Origin of the sequence: Streptomyces plumbidurans, assembly GCF_019857225.1 — a bacterium.
In the GTDB taxonomy this organism is placed as follows: Bacteria; Actinomycetota; Actinomycetes; order Streptomycetales; family Streptomycetaceae; genus Streptomyces; species Streptomyces plumbidurans.
Window position 1 is genome coordinate 1 of sequence record NZ_JAFJSY010000117.1, and the last position, 19,787, is coordinate 19,787.

The window sequence follows — 19,787 nt, forward strand, 5'->3', positions numbered from 1 at the left end:
CCGCTGACGACCACCCACTGCCACCCCACCACCCACTCACAGGGGGCGATGGTCGGGGTGTGTTCGTTGCGGGCGGAGGAGAGCCAGGGTCTGCCGTGTACGACCGATCCGGATGAGCTGGTGGCCTGGGTGTCTGGGCTGGAGACGGTGACCGCCTTCGCCACGTACGCCTCGGTCGGTCTCGGGATCCTGCAGCGGGCGCATGCCGCTGGCCTCGAGGTTTGGAGCCTGATGGTCGTGGACGAAGCCCATAGGACGAGTGGCGATGGCATGAAGCCATGGGCGGCCGTACACGACCAGACGCAGCTGCCCGCGGAGCGGCGGCTGTACATGACTGCGACGGCGCGGGTGTGGGAAGCGAAGGGTGAGCGGCCTCGTCTGGTGGCGTCGATGGAGGACGGCTCGCCCGTCTTCGGCCCGGTGGCCTACAAGCTGACGTTGTCGGAGGCGATCCGGCGGGGCATCGTGGCCCCGTACCAGGTGCTGTGCTTGGACATCCGTGACCCGGACTTGTATGCGGCGCTGTCCAGTGAGGCGCCGGGCTCGGATGCGGCGCGTGGAGCGCGGTTGGCGGCGATGCAGGCGGGTTTGATGTATGCGGCCCAACAGGAGCGTTTTCGGCGGGTGTTGTCGTTTCACAGCCGGGTGGGTGAGGCGGAGGCGATGGCGGCCGCGGTGCCGGTGACGGCGGGCCGGCTCGCCGAGGACGACCCTGACACCTTCCCGCCGGCGGAGCGGGTGTGGGCGGAGTGGCTGTATGGCGAGCACGCCGCCGGGCACCGCCGTGCCGTGTTGGATGAATTCGCGTCAGATTTTCTCGGTGGCCCGAGTTTCGAGGGCCGGGATGTGTGTGCAGAATTGCGTGTGCTGAGCTCTGTGCGGGTGCTCGGAGAGGGCGTCGATACTGCTGAGTGTGATGCGGTTCTTTTCGCGGATGCGCGCGGTTCGATGGTGGACATCGTGCAGATGGTCGGGCGGGCTCTGCGGCTGAGGCCGGAGCGGGGAAAACTCGCGACTTTGGTCGTTCCGGTCTTCCTTGGGCCGGGCGAGGACGCGAATGAATTGCTCACCTCGGATGCTTACAGCACCCTCAGCAAGATCCTTGGAGCCCTCCGAGCGCACGACACGGAGACGATCGAAGCTCTCGCCGACCCTCGTTTGCGCAACGCCCGTTCGGGCGCGGCTGAGGACGGTGAGGAGGGCGCGGGAGACGGTGAGGAGCAGGGTCTGGAGGACGTCGACGACGGGCAGGCGTTGGTGTCGGCTCGGGCGGCGGAAGTGCTGCGGTTCAGTGAGGAGCGTGACCCGGCGGCGTTGGCGCAGTTCGTGCAGCTGCGGGTGATCGATCCGGAGGGCGTGTACTGGCGGCGTGGGATCGAGGCCGCCACCCGGTGGCGGCGCGAAACTCGCTCGGCGGAGCTGCGGGTGCCGTACACGTACGTCACCCCGGAGGACTGGGGCGCGATCGGAAACCATCCCCTCGGGGTCTTCATCGCGGATCAGCGACGTTATTACGCCGTGGGGAGTCTGGAGGCCTCGCGGGTTGAGGAGTTGGAGCGGCTGGGCATGGTCTGGTCTGTCCACGCCTCCGCGTGGGACGCCGGACTGGCGGTGGCCCGCTCCTATGCGGACGCACATGGTCATTTTCTGCCGCCGGCATCCGCGGTCTGGGAGGACACAGCGATTGGGGTCTGGGCCAAGAACATGCGTGCCGCGGCGCGGAAGAGCGTTGAGAATACCGCGCGGCGGGAGGCTGGGGAAACGGGCGTCTCGAGCGCTGGGGAGCTCTCTCCCAGGCGTATGGAGGCGTTGGAGGAGATCGATCCCGGGTGGTGCCCGGCGGGGTGGGACGTCTCCTGGCAGCGCAACTACCGGTTGGCGCTCGCCCACGTGAAGGCCGGCGGCACGCTGCCTGTCGGGCCGCGTGAGGTGGTCGTGCAGGGCGAGGACCTCGGAGCGTGGATCGCCGGGCAGAAGGCCGCGTGAGATGAGCTCCACCCTGCGCAGGTCTGGCTTCTGGAGACGTTGGGCGTCGATCCCGACGACACGACGGGTGCGCGGCCAGTCCCGCGCTCACAACGTGACCGGTGGGCCACCAACCTCGCCGCCGCCCGCCAGTTCTACGCCCGCGAAGGCCACCTCCGCCCCGCCCGCAAGCACATCGAACTCGTGAACGGCGAGGAGATCAAGCTGGGCGCATTCCTCGACAACACCCGGCGCAGGGCCGCCCGGTTGAGCGCGGAACGTCGTGCTGACCTGGATGCCCTCGGCATGCGCTGGTGAGTGTGGTGTACGCACGGTGAGTTCCGTGAGGCGATTCACGAAGCTCGGCGTCAATGCAAGTGGCGGTCCACCCCCGCGTTTGCGGGGAGTGGACCGCCACTTCAACGAGTCGTCTGGCCTTCTAGCGTGAAGACCTCACTGAGGTGCTCTGGTCTATAGGGCCTCTCCAAAGCGGACTGGGCGCAGGGCGCGGTGTCGGGTCAGCATCGCGGGCCGCCGGTGGTGGGGTCTAGGCGTCCCAGGAAGTCTTCGATCTCGCGGATCAGGGCCTGTGCTTTGCCGTCAGGCAGGTCGAGCCCGGCTTCGGCCAAAGCTGATTCAACTCTGCCTGCTGCTTTGCGAGAGCATGCGAAATCACTGTCACCCATGAGTGAAGTGACGGTGCCGACGAAGTATCCCTTTCCTTGTTCTTCCTGGCATGTCAATAGCTCGTTTTTTTGTTCAGCATCGAGGACTTCAAGATAGTCTTGAGCATCCTCGTCGCCCTTGTCGGCAGCCTTTTGCCACCACGTCCGCGCTTCAGTATCCCACTCCATTAGTTCTAGGATTTCTGCTACGCGGCGTGTTTCTTGGGGCCTTGCGCAGTCATTGAGTTCCTTCTTGAGGAGGATGCGGAGTTCGTTGAGTGCTCCGACTCGATGATTGCCGTCGATGCTGTAGGGCAGGCAGATGGCGGGGGCCGGGGGCCGGCCCGTGGGCTGGCCCCCCTCCGCCTGGACAGAGTCCTCGCCGATACGGGGACTCTTGGATACTGCCTGCTCAGAACCATCGAGCAGGACCCACAGGGCGAGGAGCCGAATGGTTGCGTACTCCTTGGGCTGGTGGGGCCAAGTCGGCAGGTAGTTCATGCGGTTACCTCCTCGCTGGATTCGTTGATGGACTTTTTCAGGTTGTTGGCGGCCGCTTTGATGTAGCGCTTCACCGACTCCTCCTTGATCTGGAGGCGCTGTGCAACCACTGCGGGGCTGAGGTCCTGCAAAACGCACAGGGTGATAACCTCGCGCTGCCGTTCAGGAAGGCGCGCGACGAGTTCGTCGATGCCTTCCTTAACCATTTCGTATGCGGCTTCGGGGACTCCGATGCCGGATTGAGTGTCAGGCATTTCCTGCACCGGCATCGGTACTGTGGCCAGCCGCCTGTTACGGCGGAACTGGTCGATGACCGCGTGGGCTACGGCGGTACGGCCGTAGGCGGTGAGAGATCCCTGCCGTGCTGAGATCTTCTCCCACTGCCGGTACATGTTCAGGTAGGCGTCCTGCACAGCGTCTTCGGCGCTGTGCAGGTCGCCCGCCTTGGCCCGGGCCAGTCGGGAGAACGCCTCGATGGTGTCGAGGACGAAGGACTCGAAGTCCGCTCCCGGTGCGCCCTCGCTCACGCAGCCTCCCGCGTGGTGATGGCGCGGTGGTCGGCGGGGTCGGCGGCGTCCTTGCGGAACAGCCAGGCCGGCTGTCCCTGCTCGAAGCGGGCGGCGGCGCCGCCGTCGGGCAGGGACTGCGCCATCGCGACCATGGTGGCACGCTGCTCGCGCTCCACCCGGGTCACCAGATGCGCCTTCAGTAGCATCTCCACGATGCTCCGGGTGCGGCGCATCGCGTGGAACAGCAGGACCAGCAGGGGAAGTGAGACCCCGCCCGCTCCTGCCCAGTACGACCAAGTCATCGGACCAGGCCTCCCAGTAGTGACGAACTCGTTGGTGAAGGCCGGGGCCTTCACCCCCTTACACGCCACTGGGGGCCGGATCCGGATGCCGGAGGCGAAGTTTTTTCCTCAACTTCCTCCCCTCGCCCACCTATCGCACCGTTTCCGCAGGTCACGTCGGTGGGTGAGAACGAAATCGGTTCTGCTGCGCCTGCTTGCCGAGGCGGACGTGCTTAGGGGGCGTCCCCTCTCTGGGGCAGATCCGTGCGGCATACGCGAAACGGCTGAAAAGTGCAGCGTTAGTTCACGGGTGGACGGAAAGGATGTCCCGGTCATCGCGAAGGGAGGGCGCGTGGCACGACGGGACATCGAGAAGATCATCGGTGAGCTCGGCGAGATCCGCCGGATGCTCGCCGACCCCCATACCGGGATCACTGCGCTGCACCAGGTGCAGGAGAGCCGGCACAGCAAGGTCCTGGAGCACGTCACCTACAGCACGACCGGGGTGCGGGAGGAGAACCGCGAACTGCGCCGCCGGCAGGAACGGATGCTCAGCGACCTCGGCCAAGTCCGCACCACGGTCGACGATCTGCGCCGGGAGATCGCCCAGGCCTGGGCCCACACCCTGGGCCTGCCCCACATCCCCAGTACTGCGGAGCTGGCCGAGGACGTTCTTCCCGTCCGGCAGGCGCCGGCAGCCTTGGAAGTCGGGGAAGGCCTCGACGACGAGCGGAAGGACGACACCCCTGTGCCCGATGAGCACGTACCGGATGCTGCCGACACCCCGCCCACCGACACCGACGAGCGCATCTTCCGCGATCCGCCCGAGCCGACTGACCAGACCGGGCGGATGGACGGGCATACCGCGCAGCGCGCACCGAGCGGCATCGACGGCATGTCGTCCGCCCCCGCCGCTCCCGCCGAAGTGGCAAGCGGTGCGGGGGACTTGGCGTCCGTGCCGGCTGACCGAGAAGAGGATCCGAAGCCTGCCGTGTTGGGCCCCGACCCGGCCGCGGTGCCGCCTCCAGCAGTTACCGAACCTGTCGGCACGCCGAGCAGCGGTACCGCTGGCGCCCGTGAGCAGCAGGCGGAGTACCGGCGCGGGTTGCTGGCAGCGGCGGCCGTCTCTTCTGCCCGGCTGATCTGCCACAAGGACACCTGGGCGTTCCTGGTGGAGAAGTCCCTGCCGCACGCCCACTTCCGGTTACCGGACCTGATCGGTGACACCGACGACGGACAGATCGACACCCGTCTTTCGGGCCGTTCCCTGCTCGCCGTGCTGGTCACCACCCAGCACATCCTCGACCAGCCCGCCGAGGACGACCTGGCCGCCTGGGCCCTCGCCCACGCCATCCACTCTCGCACCCACCAGGCCGTCACCGCCGCCACCAGCACCGAGAGCCCCCAGCAGAACGGCGAGGTGACCACCATTGTCCTCGACGACCGGCCCCCGCCTGTCGACTGACCAGCTCACAGCCCCTTCTCGGCGCGCCTCACCAGCAGTCACCCCTACGGTGAGGCGCCCGGGCGGCTCAGGACCCCAAGCCCAGCGCCTCCCGGCCGATCCCGGAGATGCCGGCGCGGGTCCGGGTGATCGGCGGGGCTCCAGCGGAAGAAGTTGCCGTACGCGGTTGTCGGCGACGGGGATGTCGTCGGCACGGCATCCCCGTCGCCGCGCCGGGGTACGGGTAAATCCCTGTAGCCGCTTCCCGGATGGCATACGCTCAGTGCACCGACGCGGGGTGGAGCAGCTCGGTAGCTCGCTGGGCTCATAGCCCAGAGGTCGCAGGTTCAAATGCCGCCCCCGCTACCACATCCGGCTCCCTCCTCCGGCATTCCGCCGCCAGGGAGGGGCCGGAGCCGTATCGGTCGCGGCGCCCGCTGCCGGCGCGGCGAGCCCTCAGTCATACAGGTATCTGATGTCTTGCGACGTCACCATCACTAGCCAGGCGGTAGGTGAACTCTTTTCCGCCCCGCTCAGGCCCTGCGCCGCGTTCTCGGTACAGGGCCCCGGCTTCGACGAGCTTCTTGAGTCGGTTGTTGGCGTTGGGAAGGGAGATGGTGAGCTCGTTAGATCCACCTCTACGACGGCGCCAAATTCCTGCAGCACAACGTCTTCCGCTCCCCCGGCGCGGCTACCCGCGAGGACCTCACGGAAGCCCCGCCCAAGGCGGAGTACTTCGCGTCCGTCTACGCACAGATGCGCGCCGGTGTCGTGGCCCATCCCATCTACGTGGACGACAACATGGCCCGCCGGCTGATCGTCGAGAAGCTCGAGCAGTACCAGGTGCCGTTCATCGATGTCGGCATGGGCGTGTACGAGGCGGACGGGCACCTTTCCGGGCTGCTGCGGGTCACCACCACGCCGCCGGCACGTGCACGAGCACCAGCGCATTCCCATGGCTGCCAGGGAAGCCCCCAACGACTACGGCAGCAACATCCAAATCGCCGAACTCAACGCCTGCCTGGCCGTGATCAAGTGGAAGAAGCTCTACAGCTTCTACCTCGATCTGGAGGAGGAGATGCACAGCGTCTACCAGATCGACGGCAACGTGCTGACGGGCGAGGACACGCCGTGAAACAGGCGCGGCTCGATCACCGCTTCGTCGAGTACATCCCCGAACAGCTGCAGCCCGGTGTGCTCTACGTGTCGCTGACGTTCACGACCGTGGCCCACCTGTGCTGCTGCGGCTGCGGCAGCAAGATCGTCACCCCGCTCAGCCCGGACGACTGGCGCCTGATCTTCAACGGCGCCACCATCAGCCTCGCCCCTTCCATCGGGAACTGGAGCTGTCCCTGCCGCTCCCACTACTGGATCTACGAGGGCACCGTCCGCTGGGCCCGCCAGTGGGCACCCGCCCAAGTCCAAGCCGCTCGCGCCCGCGGGAGCAAGCACCAGCCAGACCACTCCAGCCAACATCACCCCACCAGCGCGGGGCACCTGCAGCGACGGCTGCGACACCGCCGGGCACCAAAGGCCTGAGGCCGCCAAGCAAAGAGCACCTGCTCCTTGCGTCAGGCCACGACCACGCACACGACGAAGAGGCAGAGCCCATACAGAGCTATGGCCAGGTGCAGGACCACCCACAAGCGATGAAGCCGGATGCGGTACAGCCGGGTGGCTTTGTTCACGAGTTGCGTCGTCAGTTGTTCACGGGTTTGGGAGGCACCCAGATCCACGGGCGGGTGATGTTCACGAGTTTTGACGGCACTTGGGTCCTTGCCACGGGAGCATCGGGGTGTTCCTGGTGAAAGGCCCTGGTCATGCCGCAGATGTCGAAGGTCGAGCTATATGCCGCGATCCGGCGCGACCACCGCGGCGGCATGACGATGCGGGAGATCGAGCGCAAGTACAACGTGTCGTGGAGGACGGTCCGCAGGGCCGTGGACTCGGTCTGGCCAGAGCCTCGGAAGAAGCTGCCGCCACGCCCGACCGCGCTGGATCCGTACAAGCCGGTGATCGACGAGATCCTGCGGGCGGACCTGGATGCGCCGCGCAAGCAGCGGCACACGGTCACGCGGCTCTTCCACCGCCTGGTCGAAGAGCACGGCGCCGACGTCTCCTACCAGATGGTGCGGCGCTACGTCGCGGACCGAAAGCCTCGGATCCTGGTGGAGTCGGGCAAGGCCCCGCTGGAAGCGTTCGTGCCGCAGACCCACCAGCCGGGCATGGAGGCCGAGGTCGACTTCGGCGACGTGAGCGTGCGCCTCGCCGGCGAACTGGTCACCTGCTACCTGTTCTCCTTCCGCCTGTCGTACTCGGGCAAGGCCGTCCACCGCGTCTTCGCCTCCTGCGGCCAGGAAGCCTTCTTCGAAGGGCACGTGCACGCCCTGCGGACGCTGGGCGGTGTCCCACGGAGCAAGGTCCGCTACGACAACCTGAAGGCCGCCGTCGCACGCGTGCTGGGGCTGAGCCGGGCGAGGGTGGAGACGGACCGGTGGATCGCCTTCAAATCGCACTTCGGGATCGAGAGCTTCTACTGCCGGCCCGGCATCGACGGCGCTCACGAGAAGGGCGGGGTCGAGGGGCAGATCGGCTATTTCCGGCGCAACCACTTCACCCCAGTGCCCGAGGTCGCCTCATTGTCGGAGCTGAACGAGCTGGTCGAGCAGTGGGACCAGCACGACGGCCGGCGCCGGATCGGATCCCGGCCGCGAACGATCGACGAATACTTCGAGGTCGAGAGGCCGCTGCTGATGCCGCTGCCCGAGGAGCCGTTCGAGACCGGGCGGGTGTTCACGCCTCGCGTCGACCGCTACAGCCAGATCGCGGTCCGCACCAACCGCTACTCAGTGCCGGTGAGATTGATCGGCAAACGGGTCAGGGTGATGTTGCACGCCTCTCACCTGGTGGTTCATGACAAGAATGTGGAAGTGGCCCGTCATGAGCGGCTGATCGCCAAAGGCAGCTGCCGCCTGGAACTGGACCACTACCTCGAAGCCCTGATCCGCAAGCCAGGCGCCTTCCCCGGCGCGACCGCACTCGAGCAGGCCCGCTCCGCAGGCAAGTTCACCCCTGTCCACGACGCCTGGTGGGCCGCAGCGGTCAAGGCACACGGCGACACCGAGGGCACCCGGGCCTTGATCGAGGTGCTCCTGATGGCCCGGCATATCCCGCACGAGCACCTGGTCGCCGGTCTGGCGACCGCGTTGCGGGCCGGAGCGCTGACCGCGGACGCGGTCGCCCTGGAGGCCCGCAAAGCCGCCCAGACCGAGGACGAAACCGCTCCAGTCACCTCGTCTGCGCTGGCCACCGGGCAGCCGTCGGCGACCGTGACGTTTCTGCACGAGTGGAAGCTGAACCACCTGCCGCCGGACACCAGGCCGCTGCCTTCGGTGACGCCCTATGACCAGTTGCTCCGACATCGTCGCGCCAGCGGCGGTGACCGCCGAGAGGGAGAAGCACAGTGACCCTGCCCCGCCAGCGAGGATTGACCGAGCAAGCCGCCACCACCGCCATCGACACCGCCTGCCGTCTGCTGCGGCTGCCGTCGATCCGCAACGAGTTCGCCGACATCGCCGACCGGGCCGCCAAGGACCAGATGACTTACCGCGGCTTCCTCGCCGAGCTGCTGATGGCGGAGTGCGACGACCGGGCCCGCCGACGCTCGGAACGGCGGATCAAGGCAGCCGGGTTCCCAAGGGAGAAGTCACTGCGGACCTTCGACTTCGATGCCAACCCCAACATCGACGCGGCCACCATCAACACCCTCGCCAGCTGCGAGTGGATCAAGAAGAGCCAGCCGCTCTGCCTGATCGGCGACTCCGGCACCGGCAAGTCGCACATGCTCATCGCTCTGGGCACCGAGGCCGCCATGAAGGGCTACCGCGTCCGCTACACCCTCGCCACCAAACTGGTGAACGAGCTGGTCGAGGCCGCTGACGAGAAGCAGCTGAACAAGACCATCGCCCGCTACGGCCGCGTCGATCTTTTGTGCATCGATGAGCTCGGATACATGGAACTAGACCGGCACGGCGCCGAGCTGCTGTTCCAGGTTCTGACCGAGCGGGAGGAGAAGAACAGTGTCGCCATCGCCTCAAACGAGTCGTTCGGCGGCTGGACGAAGACCTTCACCGACCCCCGTCTCTGCGCAGCCATCGTCGACCGGCTCACCTTCAATGGCACCATCATCGAGACCGGAACCGACTCCTACCGCCTCGCCAGCACCCGAGCCCGTGCCGAACACGCAGAAGCGGGCTGATCAACCGCTCCACCGCCTGGCCGGCAACCGCTGAAGGCCGGCCAAGCCGACGTCATCCGAGCGGGACAGGCCCTGCAACCCGGGGACCAGCGTTCAGATGAGCTGCGATGCGCGTAATCGTCCGGGCGTTGTCCTCGAACAGATGCGCCTGCATGCCCGCCGCCTGGGCAGCCTCAACATTGACTGGGAAATCGTCGATGAACAGACAGCTCTCCGGCCGCACCTCCAGGCTGGCACATACGGCCTCGAAGGCACGCGGGTCAGGCTTCTCGATGCCGATCTCGTGCGAGTACACGATCTGCTCGACCAGTTCGTCGAAGTGGTACAGCGCCGTCTCCCGCTCCCGGGCGCCAACGAAGCTGTTGCTCAGGATGCCCAGTCTGCAGCTTCCTCGCAGCCCTTGCACATAAGCGATGAGTTCCTCGTTCGGCTTTCCCAGGTATTCCGCCCAGAGATCAGCCATGAAGCCTTCAACCTGGGGCGCGTCGAGCCCCAGGCGTGCTGCCACCTGCTCGTGAACCTCTCGTTCACTGATGCTCCCGACGCTCCCGGCTTGCCACACGTCGCGCAGCCGCTCATGCACAGTTCCGAGCGGCAACTCCAGCCGCTCTTCCCATCGCTGCACGCACCCCGTTTCCGGCGTGATCTCCAGCACGCCACCGATATCGAGAATGACGCAGGTCGCCGTCACTCGAACTCCCCCTCTTCGTCCTGCCCTGCTGGCGAGCGCACACCGCTCGCCCGTGTGATCTACGGAGACACTGTCGCCCTTCCCTCTGGGGCAAGGTCAAGCGATCTTGAAACCTTGTGGCAGCCCTGTTGCGAGCCGCCGACACGACTCGGCTGCATCGGCAGGTGCCTTCAAAACTCGTGACGAACCGCAGAGTCCTCGACCGGACGATGACGTCAGAACTCGTCAACAAACGCTGCCGCAAGAAGTGATCGAAGCCACACCCCGCAGAGGGTGGTGAACGCCGGCTCCGGCGGGCCTGTTGAGTACCTGATTGTGCCGCGAAGCGCAGCCGTAGGATCTGGAACCCGTTCCGAGGGCGGCTGACATGTCTGCGGGCCCATGTCGGCGGTCAGCAGCCAGGTGATGCTTGCTGCCCGCCTCTGGAGCACTGAAGGAGAGCGGATTTCTGCCGGAGATTCCGCCGACGCCAGCAGCAGCGGCGGTTCTCCCGCCCAACCGGTCTCGATGTTCTTCCCGTTTCTGTTCTTCAGGGCCGGTGACCCGGCACCGCCGGTGTCAGGACCAGGCGATCTCGCCATGGCGGTCGATGAAGCGTCCGGTGCCGGCACCGGGCCCCTCGGTGGCGAGGGCGACGATCGCGTCCGTGCCCTCGGTGACGGTCTGGGAGCCGCTGTGACCGTTTATGTCGGTCGCGGTGTAGCCGGGGTCGGCGGCGTTGACGCGAATGTCCTTGAGCCCCTTGGCGTACTGCGTGGTCAACATCGTCAGCGCCGCCTTCGAGGAGGCGTACAGCGGCAGGGCGACGAGCGACTCGGACCGGCCGGGGTCATGGGTGAAGGCGAGAGAGCCCATGCCGCTGCTGACGTTGATGATCACTGGGTCGTCCGAGCGGCGCAGCAGCGGCAGGAACGCTGTCGTGGTGCGGACCACGCCGATGACGTTGACGTCGAGGACGGCGCGGGCGTCCGCGGCGGTGAGGTCGCCGGGATCACCGAAGGGTCCCTGTACCCCCGCGTTGTTGATCAGGACGTCGATCCTGCCCTCATGCTCGGCGATGTCCGCGGCGGCGGCGGCCACGGACGCGTCGTCAGTCACGTCGATGGGGACGAAGCGTGCGCCCAGCGCGGCGGCGGCCTCCTCACCCCGCTCACGGTCGCGGGCTCCCAGGAGAACGGTGTGACCGCACGCGATGAGGCGGCGGGCTGTCTCGCGGCCGATGCCCTTGTTGGCTCCGGTGATGAAAGTGATCGTCATGCCTTCGATAGTTGCCTTGCCGAGGGAGCCGGACCAGGGACGCTTCGACGGTGGGAAGACCAGTACCACCCTCGCGCCCCCGCATGTGATCGGGGACGCGGGAGGATGGAGAGCATGACGACGACACCCCCCGGGGCCGGACTGGGCGCGATGATCCGCACGTGGCGGAACCGGCTGCCACCGTCAGCCGCCGGGCTGCCGGTCGTCCGCAAGCGCCGGGCTGTCGGGCTGCGGCGCGAGGAACTGGCCGACCTGGCCGGAGTGTCAGTCGACTACGTCGTGCGCCTGGAGCAGGGGCGGGCCACGACACCCTCGGCGTCGGTGGTGGCGTCCCTGGCGCGCGCTCTCCAGTTGTCCACCGCCGAGCGGGACCACCTCTACCGGCTGGCCCAGATCGTGCCGCCGGCGGACGGCACGATCTGCGACCATCTCCCGCCCGGCATGCAACGAGTGCTCGCCCGCCTCGGAGACGTACCGGTGGCCGTGTTCGCGGCGGACTGGCAACTGGTGTGGTGGAACCACGGGTGGGCCGCCCTGCTGGGAGACCCCTCGGCCTTGCCGCCGCGGATGCGCAACTTCGCCCGCGACAGGTTCCCGGTGGACGTCGATCACACCCCCCTCGCGCTGTGGCCGGTCACCGAGACGGACCCCGACACCGCCGACGCCGCCCTCGTCTCCGATCTGCGCCGCGCCACCGGCCGCTTCCCCCAAGACAGCCGCCTGGCCGCCCTGGTCCGGGACCTGAATGCAGGCAACGAGAGGTTCGCCGAGCTGTGGGCGACGGGAGAGGTGACCGCGAACCGCGAGGTTCACAAGAGGGTCGATCACCCGTCGGTGGGCCCGGTCACGGTGGACTGCGATGTCCTGACCGACGGCGACACCGAGCTCAAGATTGTCATCATGACCGCCGCGCCGGGCAGTGAGGACGAGACCAAACTCCAGCTCACCACCGTCGTCGGCCCACCGGCCGGCACACGCAACTGATCCGCCCCGCCCATCGGCCGACCGACGGCTCACGGTTCCTCGTCAATCGCTTCGCGTCGTGGGGAACCTTTCAAGCGGCCAACTCCCCGGAGGGGTCGGCAGTGGGACTCGGCGCGACGAGACGCCCTTGGCCAATCGCCGGACCCGTCGAACACGGCCTGAACCTCGTCAGCTCGCCGCTCCGCCCGCTGCGGCTGGGCGCCCTTCTACGATCCGGTGCACGGATCCCGAACTACTGGAACGGATCACCGCGCGGCGCGCGGAACGGGACGAACGCGAAGAACAGCTGGCCAAGCAGCCAGCGGAGGTATAGGCCGAGCGGAATGAACTCGCCGCCGCCGAACGCGTTCTTGAACGGGTGAGCGAATAGCTTGCCGAAGAACGGGCCTCGGTTGACGCCGCCCCTGGCCTCCTCGCGACGATGGAGCCCCGCAACGCCCTGCCGGACTGGATAGGCCGCTTCATCGACCACGCGACCGCCAAATCGGCATGGCCGAAGCCCTGCGCGCCGTCGTCGAATCCGGCGTCAACCCCTACGCCCACAGCCGCGAGATGATGCTCGAAGCGCTCGCCTCGCTCATGGCCGCCATCACGGCCCGCACCATCCGCACCGACATCAGCGCGACCGACATGTATGCCATCCTCAGCGGCATCGCCCTCACCTCCGGCAAGCCCGACCAGCGCGAACAGGCCGAATCGACCTCACCCTCGACGGACTCAGCACCCACCCCCACTGACGGGTGTGTCGTGCGGGTGCGGCGGCTTTGTCAGTGATGCGTAACGGGCTTGGGCAAGGGCCACCAGTGGGCGACGGGGCGGTAGGTAGACGGGGCCTGAGTCGCCGGGCCACGTCCACATCACGGGTTCGGGATCTTCGTGCGCGGGTTCTCTCGGCGTTTCGGCCTCCGGCTCGTTGGGTTCTCCGGGGCCGTACCCGTGAGTCGGCTGATGGCAGGCAGCCGGACCCGGAACCCGCACGGCGACCTCCGCTGACCAGGCGTCCGTGTACGGGTTCCGGGCACCTTCGGTCCAGGGTTCCGTGAACCCGCGCGCTTCCGACCGCGCGATGTCCAAGGTCCGCAACGGCGAGCACGGCCGCGGTGGTGTCGAGCGGCACCTGGTGGCCCTCGGCGCTCGCCCTCGTAACGAGGGCGAGCCCGGCCGGGAGTGGCTGGAGGAGGCCCTGCAGGCTGTCGGCGCGCGGGTCGTAGCGCACGGGGACAACCACAAGTACGCGGCCTACACAGGGCCGCGCACCACCGCAGTCGGTTGTGACGTCCTTCGGGTGCCGGCGAGGTTGACAGCCACCCACCAAGAGCGTCATATTGATTACGCGAAACAAGCGGCAAAAGCGTGGGCGGCGGAAGGCACCCTCTCACGAGGGTGTCGGCCCAGGGCGGCAACCCCGACCGAACGTCCCGCCGACCACCTTCACCAACTCGACTCGCCCGCCGGCGCGTGAACGCCGAAGGACCAAGAGGAGCAGGCCCTCAGTATAGGGCCGCGATCCGAACCGGAGAGTGCAATGCCCAAGGCCCTGAACCCGCAGCGTCGCGTCGTCGGCGACCGTGCCGTGGTCAACCGCGACTGGATCCGCGAGTTCACCGGCGCCAGCGTCGGCACCGCGGCCCGCTGGTACAAGATCCGGCTCGACCAGCCGGAGGAACACCGCCACCCGGAGAAGGAACGCATCGACGGGACCGACTTCTACGACGAGCAGCAGTTCCGCGACTTCTACATTTGGTTCCAGCAGGAGAAGGCGAACAAGGTCCTCAAGGCCGACCCCGAGCTGTACCAGGCCGACCCGGAGGACATCGTCTCCATCAACACGGCCGCCCAGTGGCTGGGTTTCAGCGGAGCCTCGGCCATCCGCAAATACCTCAAGGACAACCCCGACTACTTCCCGAAGCCCCACGCCGAGCCGGTCGAGGGTCCGACGGGCCGCATGATCCCCGCCTTCCGGGTCGGCGACCTGCAGGATTTCGACAAGAAGCGCACCGGGGACAAGCTCGGCAAGGCCGGCCGCCGTCCCGGGCCCCAGACCGACGCGGCCGTCGGCCGGCCCTCCGCCCTCGAGGAGGCTCTCGCGGCCGAGCTGAGCGCCCGCACCGGTGGTGAGCCTCTCACGGCCACGCAGCTGGCCGAGCAGTACGCCGCCGAGGTGATCGACCGCGACGGCTACCACCCGGGGCTGGCCGCGGAGCTCAGCGTGCAGTACGGGGGGCCGCAGCGGTCCTGGGAGTACGTCGTGCGCACTGCCCTCGAGCGCCGCCCCGCGGCCGCGCCGGCCCGCTCGGAAGCCGACCGGCGCGTGGCCGTCGCCCTGGCCGCCCTGCGCGAGCGCGGCGACGTCCGGGGGCTTGCCGCCTCCCTCGCCCGCGAGCACGGAGGCAGCCCCGACGTCTGGTCACGCGCCGTGAACGCGGCACGCGGGATCGCCGACTCGGCACCTGCTCACCCCACACCGAAGGACGAGCCCCGATGACCAGCTACCAGCTCCGCGACACCACCACCCGCCAGCTCCTCTCACGCGACCTGGCCGACTACGCCGCGGCCGAGGCCGCGGCGGACCGCCTTGACGACGCACTGGAACATGCCCTTGCGGCCAACGGCGAAAGCGCCGGCCGCATCCGGCTGCGCCTGGACATCGAGCGGGTCACGGGCGGCGTCACCGAGACCGTCGGGCACCACGTCCTGCTCCTCGGTGTGGACGACGTGTCCGACCTGCTGCCCGCCGTGTGATCGCCGCGCGCGAAACGCATACCGCCGACCGCCGACTACTGCACTTGGAGTGCAGCTGTGACCCCCGGCCTACCGGGGGCCACAGCTGTCCAACCCATCAACTTCCCGCTCACCGTCGACTTCGTCTTCATCAAGGCGAGCGAGGGACCATCAAGGCCAAGCAGCGCTCCCAGGCCGCCTACATCGCCGCGCAAGCCCGGTACTTCGTGGGCCTGTGCGACTCCGTCCCCGGCGGCCTGCTCGACTGCGACTGGGAGACCACCAGCGCGCACACGCTTGCGAGCAACGCGGACCAGGACACCTTCGTCCGAGAGGTCACGACGCTCAAGCCGGACCATAAGACGGGCCTGTACTGCAACGTCTACGACTGGACGCACCACGACTCCACGTCGTACGTGGGCGACTTCCTGTGGATCGCCGACCCCAACCACGCGGCCGGCCACCCCGGCGTCCGGCACGCCTGGACCTTCCAGCAGTACTCCAGCCACGGCGACCTGGACCGCAGCGTCGCCGCCTTCACCTCCCAAGACGCCCTGCGCGCCCGGGCCGAGTCCCTCCTGGAGGACCCCGTGGCTCTCTCCGACACCGAAATCCAGAAGGTCGTGGACAGCCTCTACGACAAGCTCATGAAGACCCAGTTCACCTTGGTTTCCGCCGAGTTGGACAAGGACGGTCACTGGACGTTGCCGACCCTGCTGGGCTACCTCGTCGCCCAGATGCGAGCGAACGGCTCCACGGCTTCCGCTGTGCAGGCCGCGCTCGCCTGCCTCGACCCGACCGCCGTCGAATAGGCCATCGTCGACAAGGTAAAGGAACTCAAGCTCGGCGTCGTCGACTGAGTCGGCCTGTAGGCTGGCGCAAAGCACCCCCACCCCTCGTAGGCGGGGGTTTTTCGCGTTCTCAGACGCCCGATGGGCTCGCGTACATGGCTGACTACTTGCAGGTGTCCACGGCAACCCCCACCCGCGACCAAGCCGTAGCCCTCGCCCGCTCTGTCGTCGCCGAGCGGCTCGCGGCAGGCGCACAGATCATCGGCCCCGTCACTTCCGCGTTCTGGCACGACGGCGAGTTCGGTACCGGCGAGGAATGGCAGCTGCTGCTGAAGACCACCGCTGCCCGGTACCCAGACCTGGAAACTCACATCCTCAAGCATCACCCCTGGCCAAATCCCGAGCTTGCGGCCGTGCCCATCGAGGCCGGCTCCGAGGGCTGCCTGTCCTGGATCAGTGCCAACACCACACCGGCCGGATAGGAGATCAAGAGGCTTTGGCCTTCTCCAACACGTCGGCGACTGCGGGCAACGCGTGATGTCCGCGCAACTGGTCGATGAGGGGATCGAGGCGCTGCCTGGGGCGGGCGGAAGCGACCTCGGCGGAGAGGTCGAGCGCACGGCTTGCGACTGTGGCCGCCTGTTCGACCTCACCGGCGTGCAGATATGAGGCAGCCAGCCACGACAGGTAGAGGCTCTTGTCGCGTGCGTGTCGTCGTAGCGGCTCAGCGCCGCCTCCAGGACGGGAACTGCCCGAAGAGGTCGGCGCAGTTCTGTCCAGCAGCGGCCTGTCATGATCTGAAGCTCGGTGTCGTCGACCCATGCCACCCAATCGGGCTGTGGCGTGTCGTGGACCTCCGCGAGTGCTGTCTGAGCGGCTTCCAGGGCGCGTTCTGTGTCGGTGCCACGTCCGCTGAGGGCGTAGGCCCAGGCGAGACGTTCGTTAAGGAGCGCGCGAACCCCGCACGGAGCGTCCGGACCGGCTTCCTCGACGGAGCGGGCTGCGGTTTCCGCCCCGGCCTCGCGGCTGCCCGTGCTGGACGACGTCGCCGACATCATGCGCGGCTCCGCCACCGACGGCGCCGCCGTCTGCAAGGCGCTGCGGGCCCGCACCGCCGCCCTCAATGCCGAACTGCTGGCCGGCCAGGCCGCCGAGGCGAACACGGCCAGCGAAAAGATGACCGCCCCCGGAGCCCTCCTGGCGGTGCTGGTGATGCTGCTGATGGCCTTCCCTGCCGTGATCCGCATGCTCACCGTCTGAGATCACCCCGACTCGATCAACTTTTCCGAGAGGCACACGAAGATGAAGCACACCGCAGCCCGCATCCGCCGTGCCGCACTCCGGGCGACCACGCCCCCGCAGAGCGGGACCTTGACTGCATTTCGCGGACCCGGGCCTCACCACGAAGGCGCATCGGCCGGGGCGCGCGCCCACCGGGCGGGCGTCCGCCTGGCCACACGCGTGCGGGAAGTCCTTGAGGAGACTGCCCGCCGGCCGGACCGCGGCGACATCTCCATCACCACGGTGATCATCTGGGTGGCCGCCGTCGTCGGCGCCCTCCTGATCGCCGGAGCCATCGCCGTCGTGATCTCCAAATACAACGTCAAGCTCGGCGGCATCTGATGGCGGCTCCGGCGCAGCTCAACGCATGGTGGCGGGGCCGAGGATGGCGCGAGGACCGCGGAGACACGTCCATCCAGATAGCGATCGTCTTCCCGTTCGTACTCCTCGCCACCCTTGCCGTCATCCAGGCCTCGATGTGGTACTACGCCCGCCAGATCGCCCTGACCGCGGCCCGGGAGGGCGCCACCGCGGCCCGCGCCTACCAGGCCAGCCCCGCCGACGGTGCGGCCCGAGCACGCAACGTGCTGGGCCGCACCGCAGGTGACAGCCTGCGCGCATACAGCGTTTCGGCCAGCAGCACCGGAGCGCGGGTGCAAGTTGAGGTGACGGGCAGCGCCCAGTCGATGATCCCCGGTGTGTCGGGCCTGCACATCAAGCAGCGGGCGTCCGGACCGGTAGAGAGATGGACCGTCCCGGGAGCGTGAACCAGGTGCGAAACACCATCCGGTGGGCGCGCTGGCGCCGCAGCGACGAGGGCAGCGCCGCGATCGTCCTCCCCGCGCTGATCATGTTCCTCTGCCTGGCCCTCGCCGGCGGACGCATCGTCACCTCCGGCGCGAAGATCGACGCGGCAGCCGAGGACGCGGCACGGGAGGCCTCCATTCACCGCACGGCAGCCTCCGCCCAGAGCACCGGGCAGGCGGCGGCCGCCCAGTCCCTGAACGACCAGGGCATTACATGCGCGTCTACCACCGTCCACATCAACACGGGCGGTCTCAGCGTGCCGGTGGGCCAGGTAGGGACGGTCACCGCGACCGTGACCTGCACCGTCGACCTCTCCGACCTGCTGCTACCGGGGGTGCCGGGGGCCAAGACCCTCACCTCGACCGCCACCTCGGTAGTGGATCAGTACCGGCAGCGGGGGCAGTCATGATCTTGCGTCGAATTTTGCGCGCCCGCGGCAACGACCGGGGAGGCGTCACGGTGTTCGTCGCCGTGTGCACCGTCGCGCTGATCGGCATCATCGGCCTCGCCGTCGACGGCGGCAGCAAGATACGGGCGACGGAACGCGCCGACTCCATCGCCGGCGAAGCCGCCCGGGCCGGCGGGCAGGCCATCGACCCCGCCAAGGCCATCAACGGGACAGCCATCACCGTCAATCCGCAGGACGCACAGGCCGCAGCCCGGGCCTACCTGCGCTCCGCCGGGGCCACCGGCACGGTCAGCGTGTCCGGCGACGGCACGATGCTCACCGTCACGGTCACCAGCACGTATGACACGAAGTTTCTGTCGGTGGCGGGGATCGGCTCGCTGCCGGTGACCGGCCACGGCCAGGCCACCCTCCTGCACGGTGTCACGGCCCCCGAAGGGGACTCATGAGCACCGCCTCAACCGCCGCAGCCCGGCGCGCCCTGGGGCGGCTCTTCACAGCAGTGCTGAGCCTGCTGGTCCTGGCCGCCACCATCGCCGGGCTGCCGCTGCTGCTGGCCTGGGCCGGCCCGGCCATCTGGGCTGCCAGCCACGACGACCTCGCCCATCTGCTCGACCGGCAGGACACGGGGGCCGTGTTCGTGCTGCTGCTCGTCGCGGTCGGGTGGATCGGCTGGGCCCAGTTCGCGTTCTGCACGGTGCGCGAGCTGATCGCGCAGCTGCGGGGCCGGACCTGGCACGCCCCGCCAGGGATGGGTGCCTCGCAGCGCGCCGCGGCTCTCCTGATCGGCAGCATCCTCGTGCTGCTGCCCGCCAGTTCGGCCCTGGCCTTAGACGCCCAGGCCGCCCCGGCGGCCACCGCGGCCCACATCCCGGGCCACCCCCAGGCCCCGACGCCGGCCAAAACCGAGCAGGCCGCCCTGGCCTCGGCGAGCACCACGGCCTCCCATGCCTCGTACACGGTCCGCGAGATGCGGCCCGCGGAGAGCCTGTGGGGCATCGCCGAGAAGGAGTTGGGCGACGGGGAACGCTGGCGGGAGATCGCCGACCTCAACGAGGGCCGCACCATGGCCGACGGCACGACGTTTCGTGCCAACAGCTTTCTGCAGCCCGGCTGGCAGCTGAAGATGCCCGGCACATCAACGGAAAGAGGAGGCCCCCGCACGCAGTGGGGTGAGGCCGCGGCTGTCCAGGTACTCGTGTGAGTGCACCACCGAGTACGAAGTT

Annotated in this window: 25 protein-coding genes, 1 tRNA gene and 1 pseudogene; 21 read left to right on the forward strand and 6 right to left on the reverse strand. The window is 68.1% G+C overall.

Annotated features, from left to right (window positions below; translation table 11 throughout):
• Both JYK17_RS40900 and JYK17_RS40905 read left to right on the forward strand, forming a co-directional pair.
• The coding region (locus tag JYK17_RS40900) for a DEAD/DEAH box helicase (RefSeq protein WP_261996611.1) at nucleotides 1–1,986 on the forward strand (1,986 nt) is incomplete at its 5' end.
• Nucleotides 1,987–2,025: 39 nt separating this feature from the next.
• Nucleotides 2,026–2,283, forward strand: coding sequence for a helicase associated domain-containing protein (locus JYK17_RS40905; protein ID WP_234548409.1), 258 nt, complete (start codon nucleotides 2,026–2,028; stop codon nucleotides 2,281–2,283).
• 200 nt (nucleotides 2,284–2,483) lie between these two features.
• Here JYK17_RS40905 and JYK17_RS38145 read toward each other — a convergent pair whose 3' ends face one another.
• From JYK17_RS38145 to JYK17_RS38155, 3 genes are read right to left on the reverse strand one after another with little or no spacing between them, the layout of a single operon-like run.
• Nucleotides 2,484–3,131, reverse strand: coding sequence for a hypothetical protein (locus JYK17_RS38145; RefSeq protein WP_222812183.1), 648 nt, complete (start codon nucleotides 3,129–3,131; stop codon nucleotides 2,484–2,486).
• On the reverse strand, nucleotides 3,128–3,658 hold the full coding sequence (locus JYK17_RS38150) for an RNA polymerase sigma factor (protein WP_222812184.1): 531 nt from the start codon (nucleotides 3,656–3,658) through the stop codon (nucleotides 3,128–3,130). The genes JYK17_RS38145 and JYK17_RS38150 overlap by 4 nt, the downstream gene beginning before the upstream one ends.
• Nucleotides 3,655–3,942 carry a hypothetical protein gene (locus tag JYK17_RS38155; RefSeq protein ID WP_222812185.1) on the reverse strand — a complete coding sequence of 96 codons (288 nt, stop codon included), beginning with the start codon at nucleotides 3,940–3,942 and terminating at the stop codon, nucleotides 3,655–3,657. The genes JYK17_RS38150 and JYK17_RS38155 overlap by 4 nt, the downstream gene beginning before the upstream one ends.
• A gap of 331 nt (nucleotides 3,943–4,273) precedes the next feature.
• Between JYK17_RS38155 and JYK17_RS38160 the strand changes: the two genes are divergently transcribed.
• From JYK17_RS38160 to istB, 6 genes are all read left to right on the forward strand, one after another.
• Entirely contained in the window at nucleotides 4,274–5,386 is a 1,113-nt protein-coding gene (locus JYK17_RS38160; RefSeq protein WP_222812186.1) for a hypothetical protein, read from the forward strand.
• Nucleotides 5,387–5,657: 271 nt separating this feature from the next.
• Nucleotides 5,658–5,734 (forward strand) — tRNA-Met (locus JYK17_RS38165).
• A 586-nt stretch (nucleotides 5,735–6,320) separates the two neighbouring features.
• On the forward strand, nucleotides 6,321–6,500 hold the full coding sequence (locus JYK17_RS38170) for a hypothetical protein (RefSeq protein ID WP_222812187.1): 180 nt from the start codon (nucleotides 6,321–6,323) through the stop codon (nucleotides 6,498–6,500).
• Nucleotides 6,497–6,904, forward strand: coding sequence for a ubiquitination-like system serine protease family protein (locus JYK17_RS38175; RefSeq protein ID WP_222812188.1), 408 nt, complete (start codon nucleotides 6,497–6,499; stop codon nucleotides 6,902–6,904). The genes JYK17_RS38170 and JYK17_RS38175 overlap by 4 nt, the downstream gene beginning before the upstream one ends.
• A gap of 281 nt (nucleotides 6,905–7,185) precedes the next feature.
• A complete protein-coding gene (istA, locus tag JYK17_RS38180) occupies nucleotides 7,186–8,832 on the forward strand; it encodes an IS21 family transposase (protein ID WP_443742969.1) in 1,647 nt (548 codons plus the stop codon).
• Nucleotides 8,829–9,623: an IS21-like element helper ATPase IstB gene (gene istB / locus JYK17_RS38185; RefSeq protein ID WP_222812189.1), complete on the forward strand. Its 795-nt coding sequence runs from the start codon at nucleotides 8,829–8,831 to the stop codon at nucleotides 9,621–9,623. Before istA ends, istB begins: the two co-directional genes overlap by 4 nt.
• A gap of 52 nt (nucleotides 9,624–9,675) precedes the next feature.
• Here istB and JYK17_RS38190 read toward each other — a convergent pair whose 3' ends face one another.
• Entirely contained in the window at nucleotides 9,676–10,314 is a 639-nt protein-coding gene (locus JYK17_RS38190; protein WP_222812190.1) for an HAD family hydrolase, read from the reverse strand.
• A gap of 558 nt (nucleotides 10,315–10,872) precedes the next feature.
• Nucleotides 10,873–11,571, reverse strand: a complete 699-nt coding sequence (locus JYK17_RS38195) for an SDR family NAD(P)-dependent oxidoreductase (protein WP_222812191.1) — start codon at nucleotides 11,569–11,571, stop codon at nucleotides 10,873–10,875.
• A 105-nt stretch (nucleotides 11,572–11,676) separates the two neighbouring features.
• On the opposite strand from JYK17_RS38195, the gene JYK17_RS38200 reads away from it, so the two are divergent.
• Complete coding sequence (locus JYK17_RS38200; RefSeq protein ID WP_372465378.1) at nucleotides 11,677–12,555, forward strand: helix-turn-helix transcriptional regulator; 879 nt, start codon at nucleotides 11,677–11,679, stop codon at nucleotides 12,553–12,555.
• Nucleotides 12,556–12,787: 232 nt separating this feature from the next.
• Here the strand turns inward: JYK17_RS38200 and JYK17_RS41105 are convergent, their stop codons facing one another.
• Nucleotides 12,788–13,027, reverse strand: coding sequence for a hypothetical protein (locus JYK17_RS41105; protein WP_308011737.1), 240 nt, complete (start codon nucleotides 13,025–13,027; stop codon nucleotides 12,788–12,790).
• A 17-nt stretch (nucleotides 13,028–13,044) separates the two neighbouring features.
• Here JYK17_RS41105 and JYK17_RS41110 point away from each other — a divergent pair, with 17 nt between their 5' ends.
• From JYK17_RS41110 to JYK17_RS38255, 12 genes and pseudogenes are all read left to right on the forward strand, one after another.
• On the forward strand, nucleotides 13,045–13,329 hold the full coding sequence (locus JYK17_RS41110; protein ID WP_308011738.1) for a hypothetical protein: 285 nt from the start codon (nucleotides 13,045–13,047) through the stop codon (nucleotides 13,327–13,329).
• A 751-nt stretch (nucleotides 13,330–14,080) separates the two neighbouring features.
• Nucleotides 14,081–15,040, forward strand: a complete 960-nt coding sequence (locus JYK17_RS38210) for a hypothetical protein (protein ID WP_222812193.1) — start codon at nucleotides 14,081–14,083, stop codon at nucleotides 15,038–15,040.
• Entirely contained in the window at nucleotides 15,037–15,297 is a 261-nt protein-coding gene (locus tag JYK17_RS38215) for a hypothetical protein (RefSeq protein ID WP_222812194.1), read from the forward strand. The genes JYK17_RS38210 and JYK17_RS38215 overlap by 4 nt, the downstream gene beginning before the upstream one ends.
• Nucleotides 15,298–15,503: 206 nt before the next feature.
• A complete protein-coding gene (locus JYK17_RS38220; protein ID WP_222812195.1) occupies nucleotides 15,504–16,088 on the forward strand; it encodes a glycoside hydrolase family 25 domain-containing protein in 585 nt (194 codons plus the stop codon).
• 134 nt (nucleotides 16,089–16,222) lie between these two features.
• On the forward strand, nucleotides 16,223–16,549 hold the full coding sequence (gene cutA, locus JYK17_RS38225; protein ID WP_222812196.1) for a divalent-cation tolerance protein CutA: 327 nt from the start codon (nucleotides 16,223–16,225) through the stop codon (nucleotides 16,547–16,549).
• A gap of 55 nt (nucleotides 16,550–16,604) precedes the next feature.
• Nucleotides 16,605–16,736, forward strand: a complete 132-nt coding sequence (locus tag JYK17_RS40910) for a hypothetical protein (protein ID WP_261996612.1) — start codon at nucleotides 16,605–16,607, stop codon at nucleotides 16,734–16,736.
• 357 nt (nucleotides 16,737–17,093) lie between these two features.
• Nucleotides 17,094–17,327: pseudogene (locus JYK17_RS38230) on the forward strand (hypothetical protein); the annotation flags it as partial.
• Between the two features lie 201 nt (nucleotides 17,328–17,528).
• Nucleotides 17,529–17,690, forward strand: coding sequence for a hypothetical protein (locus JYK17_RS38235; RefSeq protein ID WP_222812201.1), 162 nt, complete (start codon nucleotides 17,529–17,531; stop codon nucleotides 17,688–17,690).
• The gene (locus JYK17_RS38240) at nucleotides 17,690–18,115 is read left to right on the forward strand and encodes a TadE/TadG family type IV pilus assembly protein (protein ID WP_222812197.1); all 426 of its coding nucleotides are present in this window, start codon (nucleotides 17,690–17,692) and stop codon (nucleotides 18,113–18,115) included. Before JYK17_RS38235 ends, JYK17_RS38240 begins: the two co-directional genes overlap by 1 nt.
• The gene (locus JYK17_RS38245) at nucleotides 18,112–18,564 is read left to right on the forward strand and encodes a TadE/TadG family type IV pilus assembly protein (protein WP_222812198.1); all 453 of its coding nucleotides are present in this window, start codon (nucleotides 18,112–18,114) and stop codon (nucleotides 18,562–18,564) included. Before JYK17_RS38240 ends, JYK17_RS38245 begins: the two co-directional genes overlap by 4 nt.
• Nucleotides 18,561–19,010, forward strand: a complete 450-nt coding sequence (locus JYK17_RS38250; protein ID WP_222812199.1) for a TadE/TadG family type IV pilus assembly protein — start codon at nucleotides 18,561–18,563, stop codon at nucleotides 19,008–19,010. Before JYK17_RS38245 ends, JYK17_RS38250 begins: the two co-directional genes overlap by 4 nt.
• Entirely contained in the window at nucleotides 19,007–19,765 is a 759-nt protein-coding gene (locus JYK17_RS38255; protein ID WP_234548407.1) for a LysM peptidoglycan-binding domain-containing protein, read from the forward strand. Before JYK17_RS38250 ends, JYK17_RS38255 begins: the two co-directional genes overlap by 4 nt.
• Nucleotides 19,766–19,787: the final 22 nt, after the last annotated feature.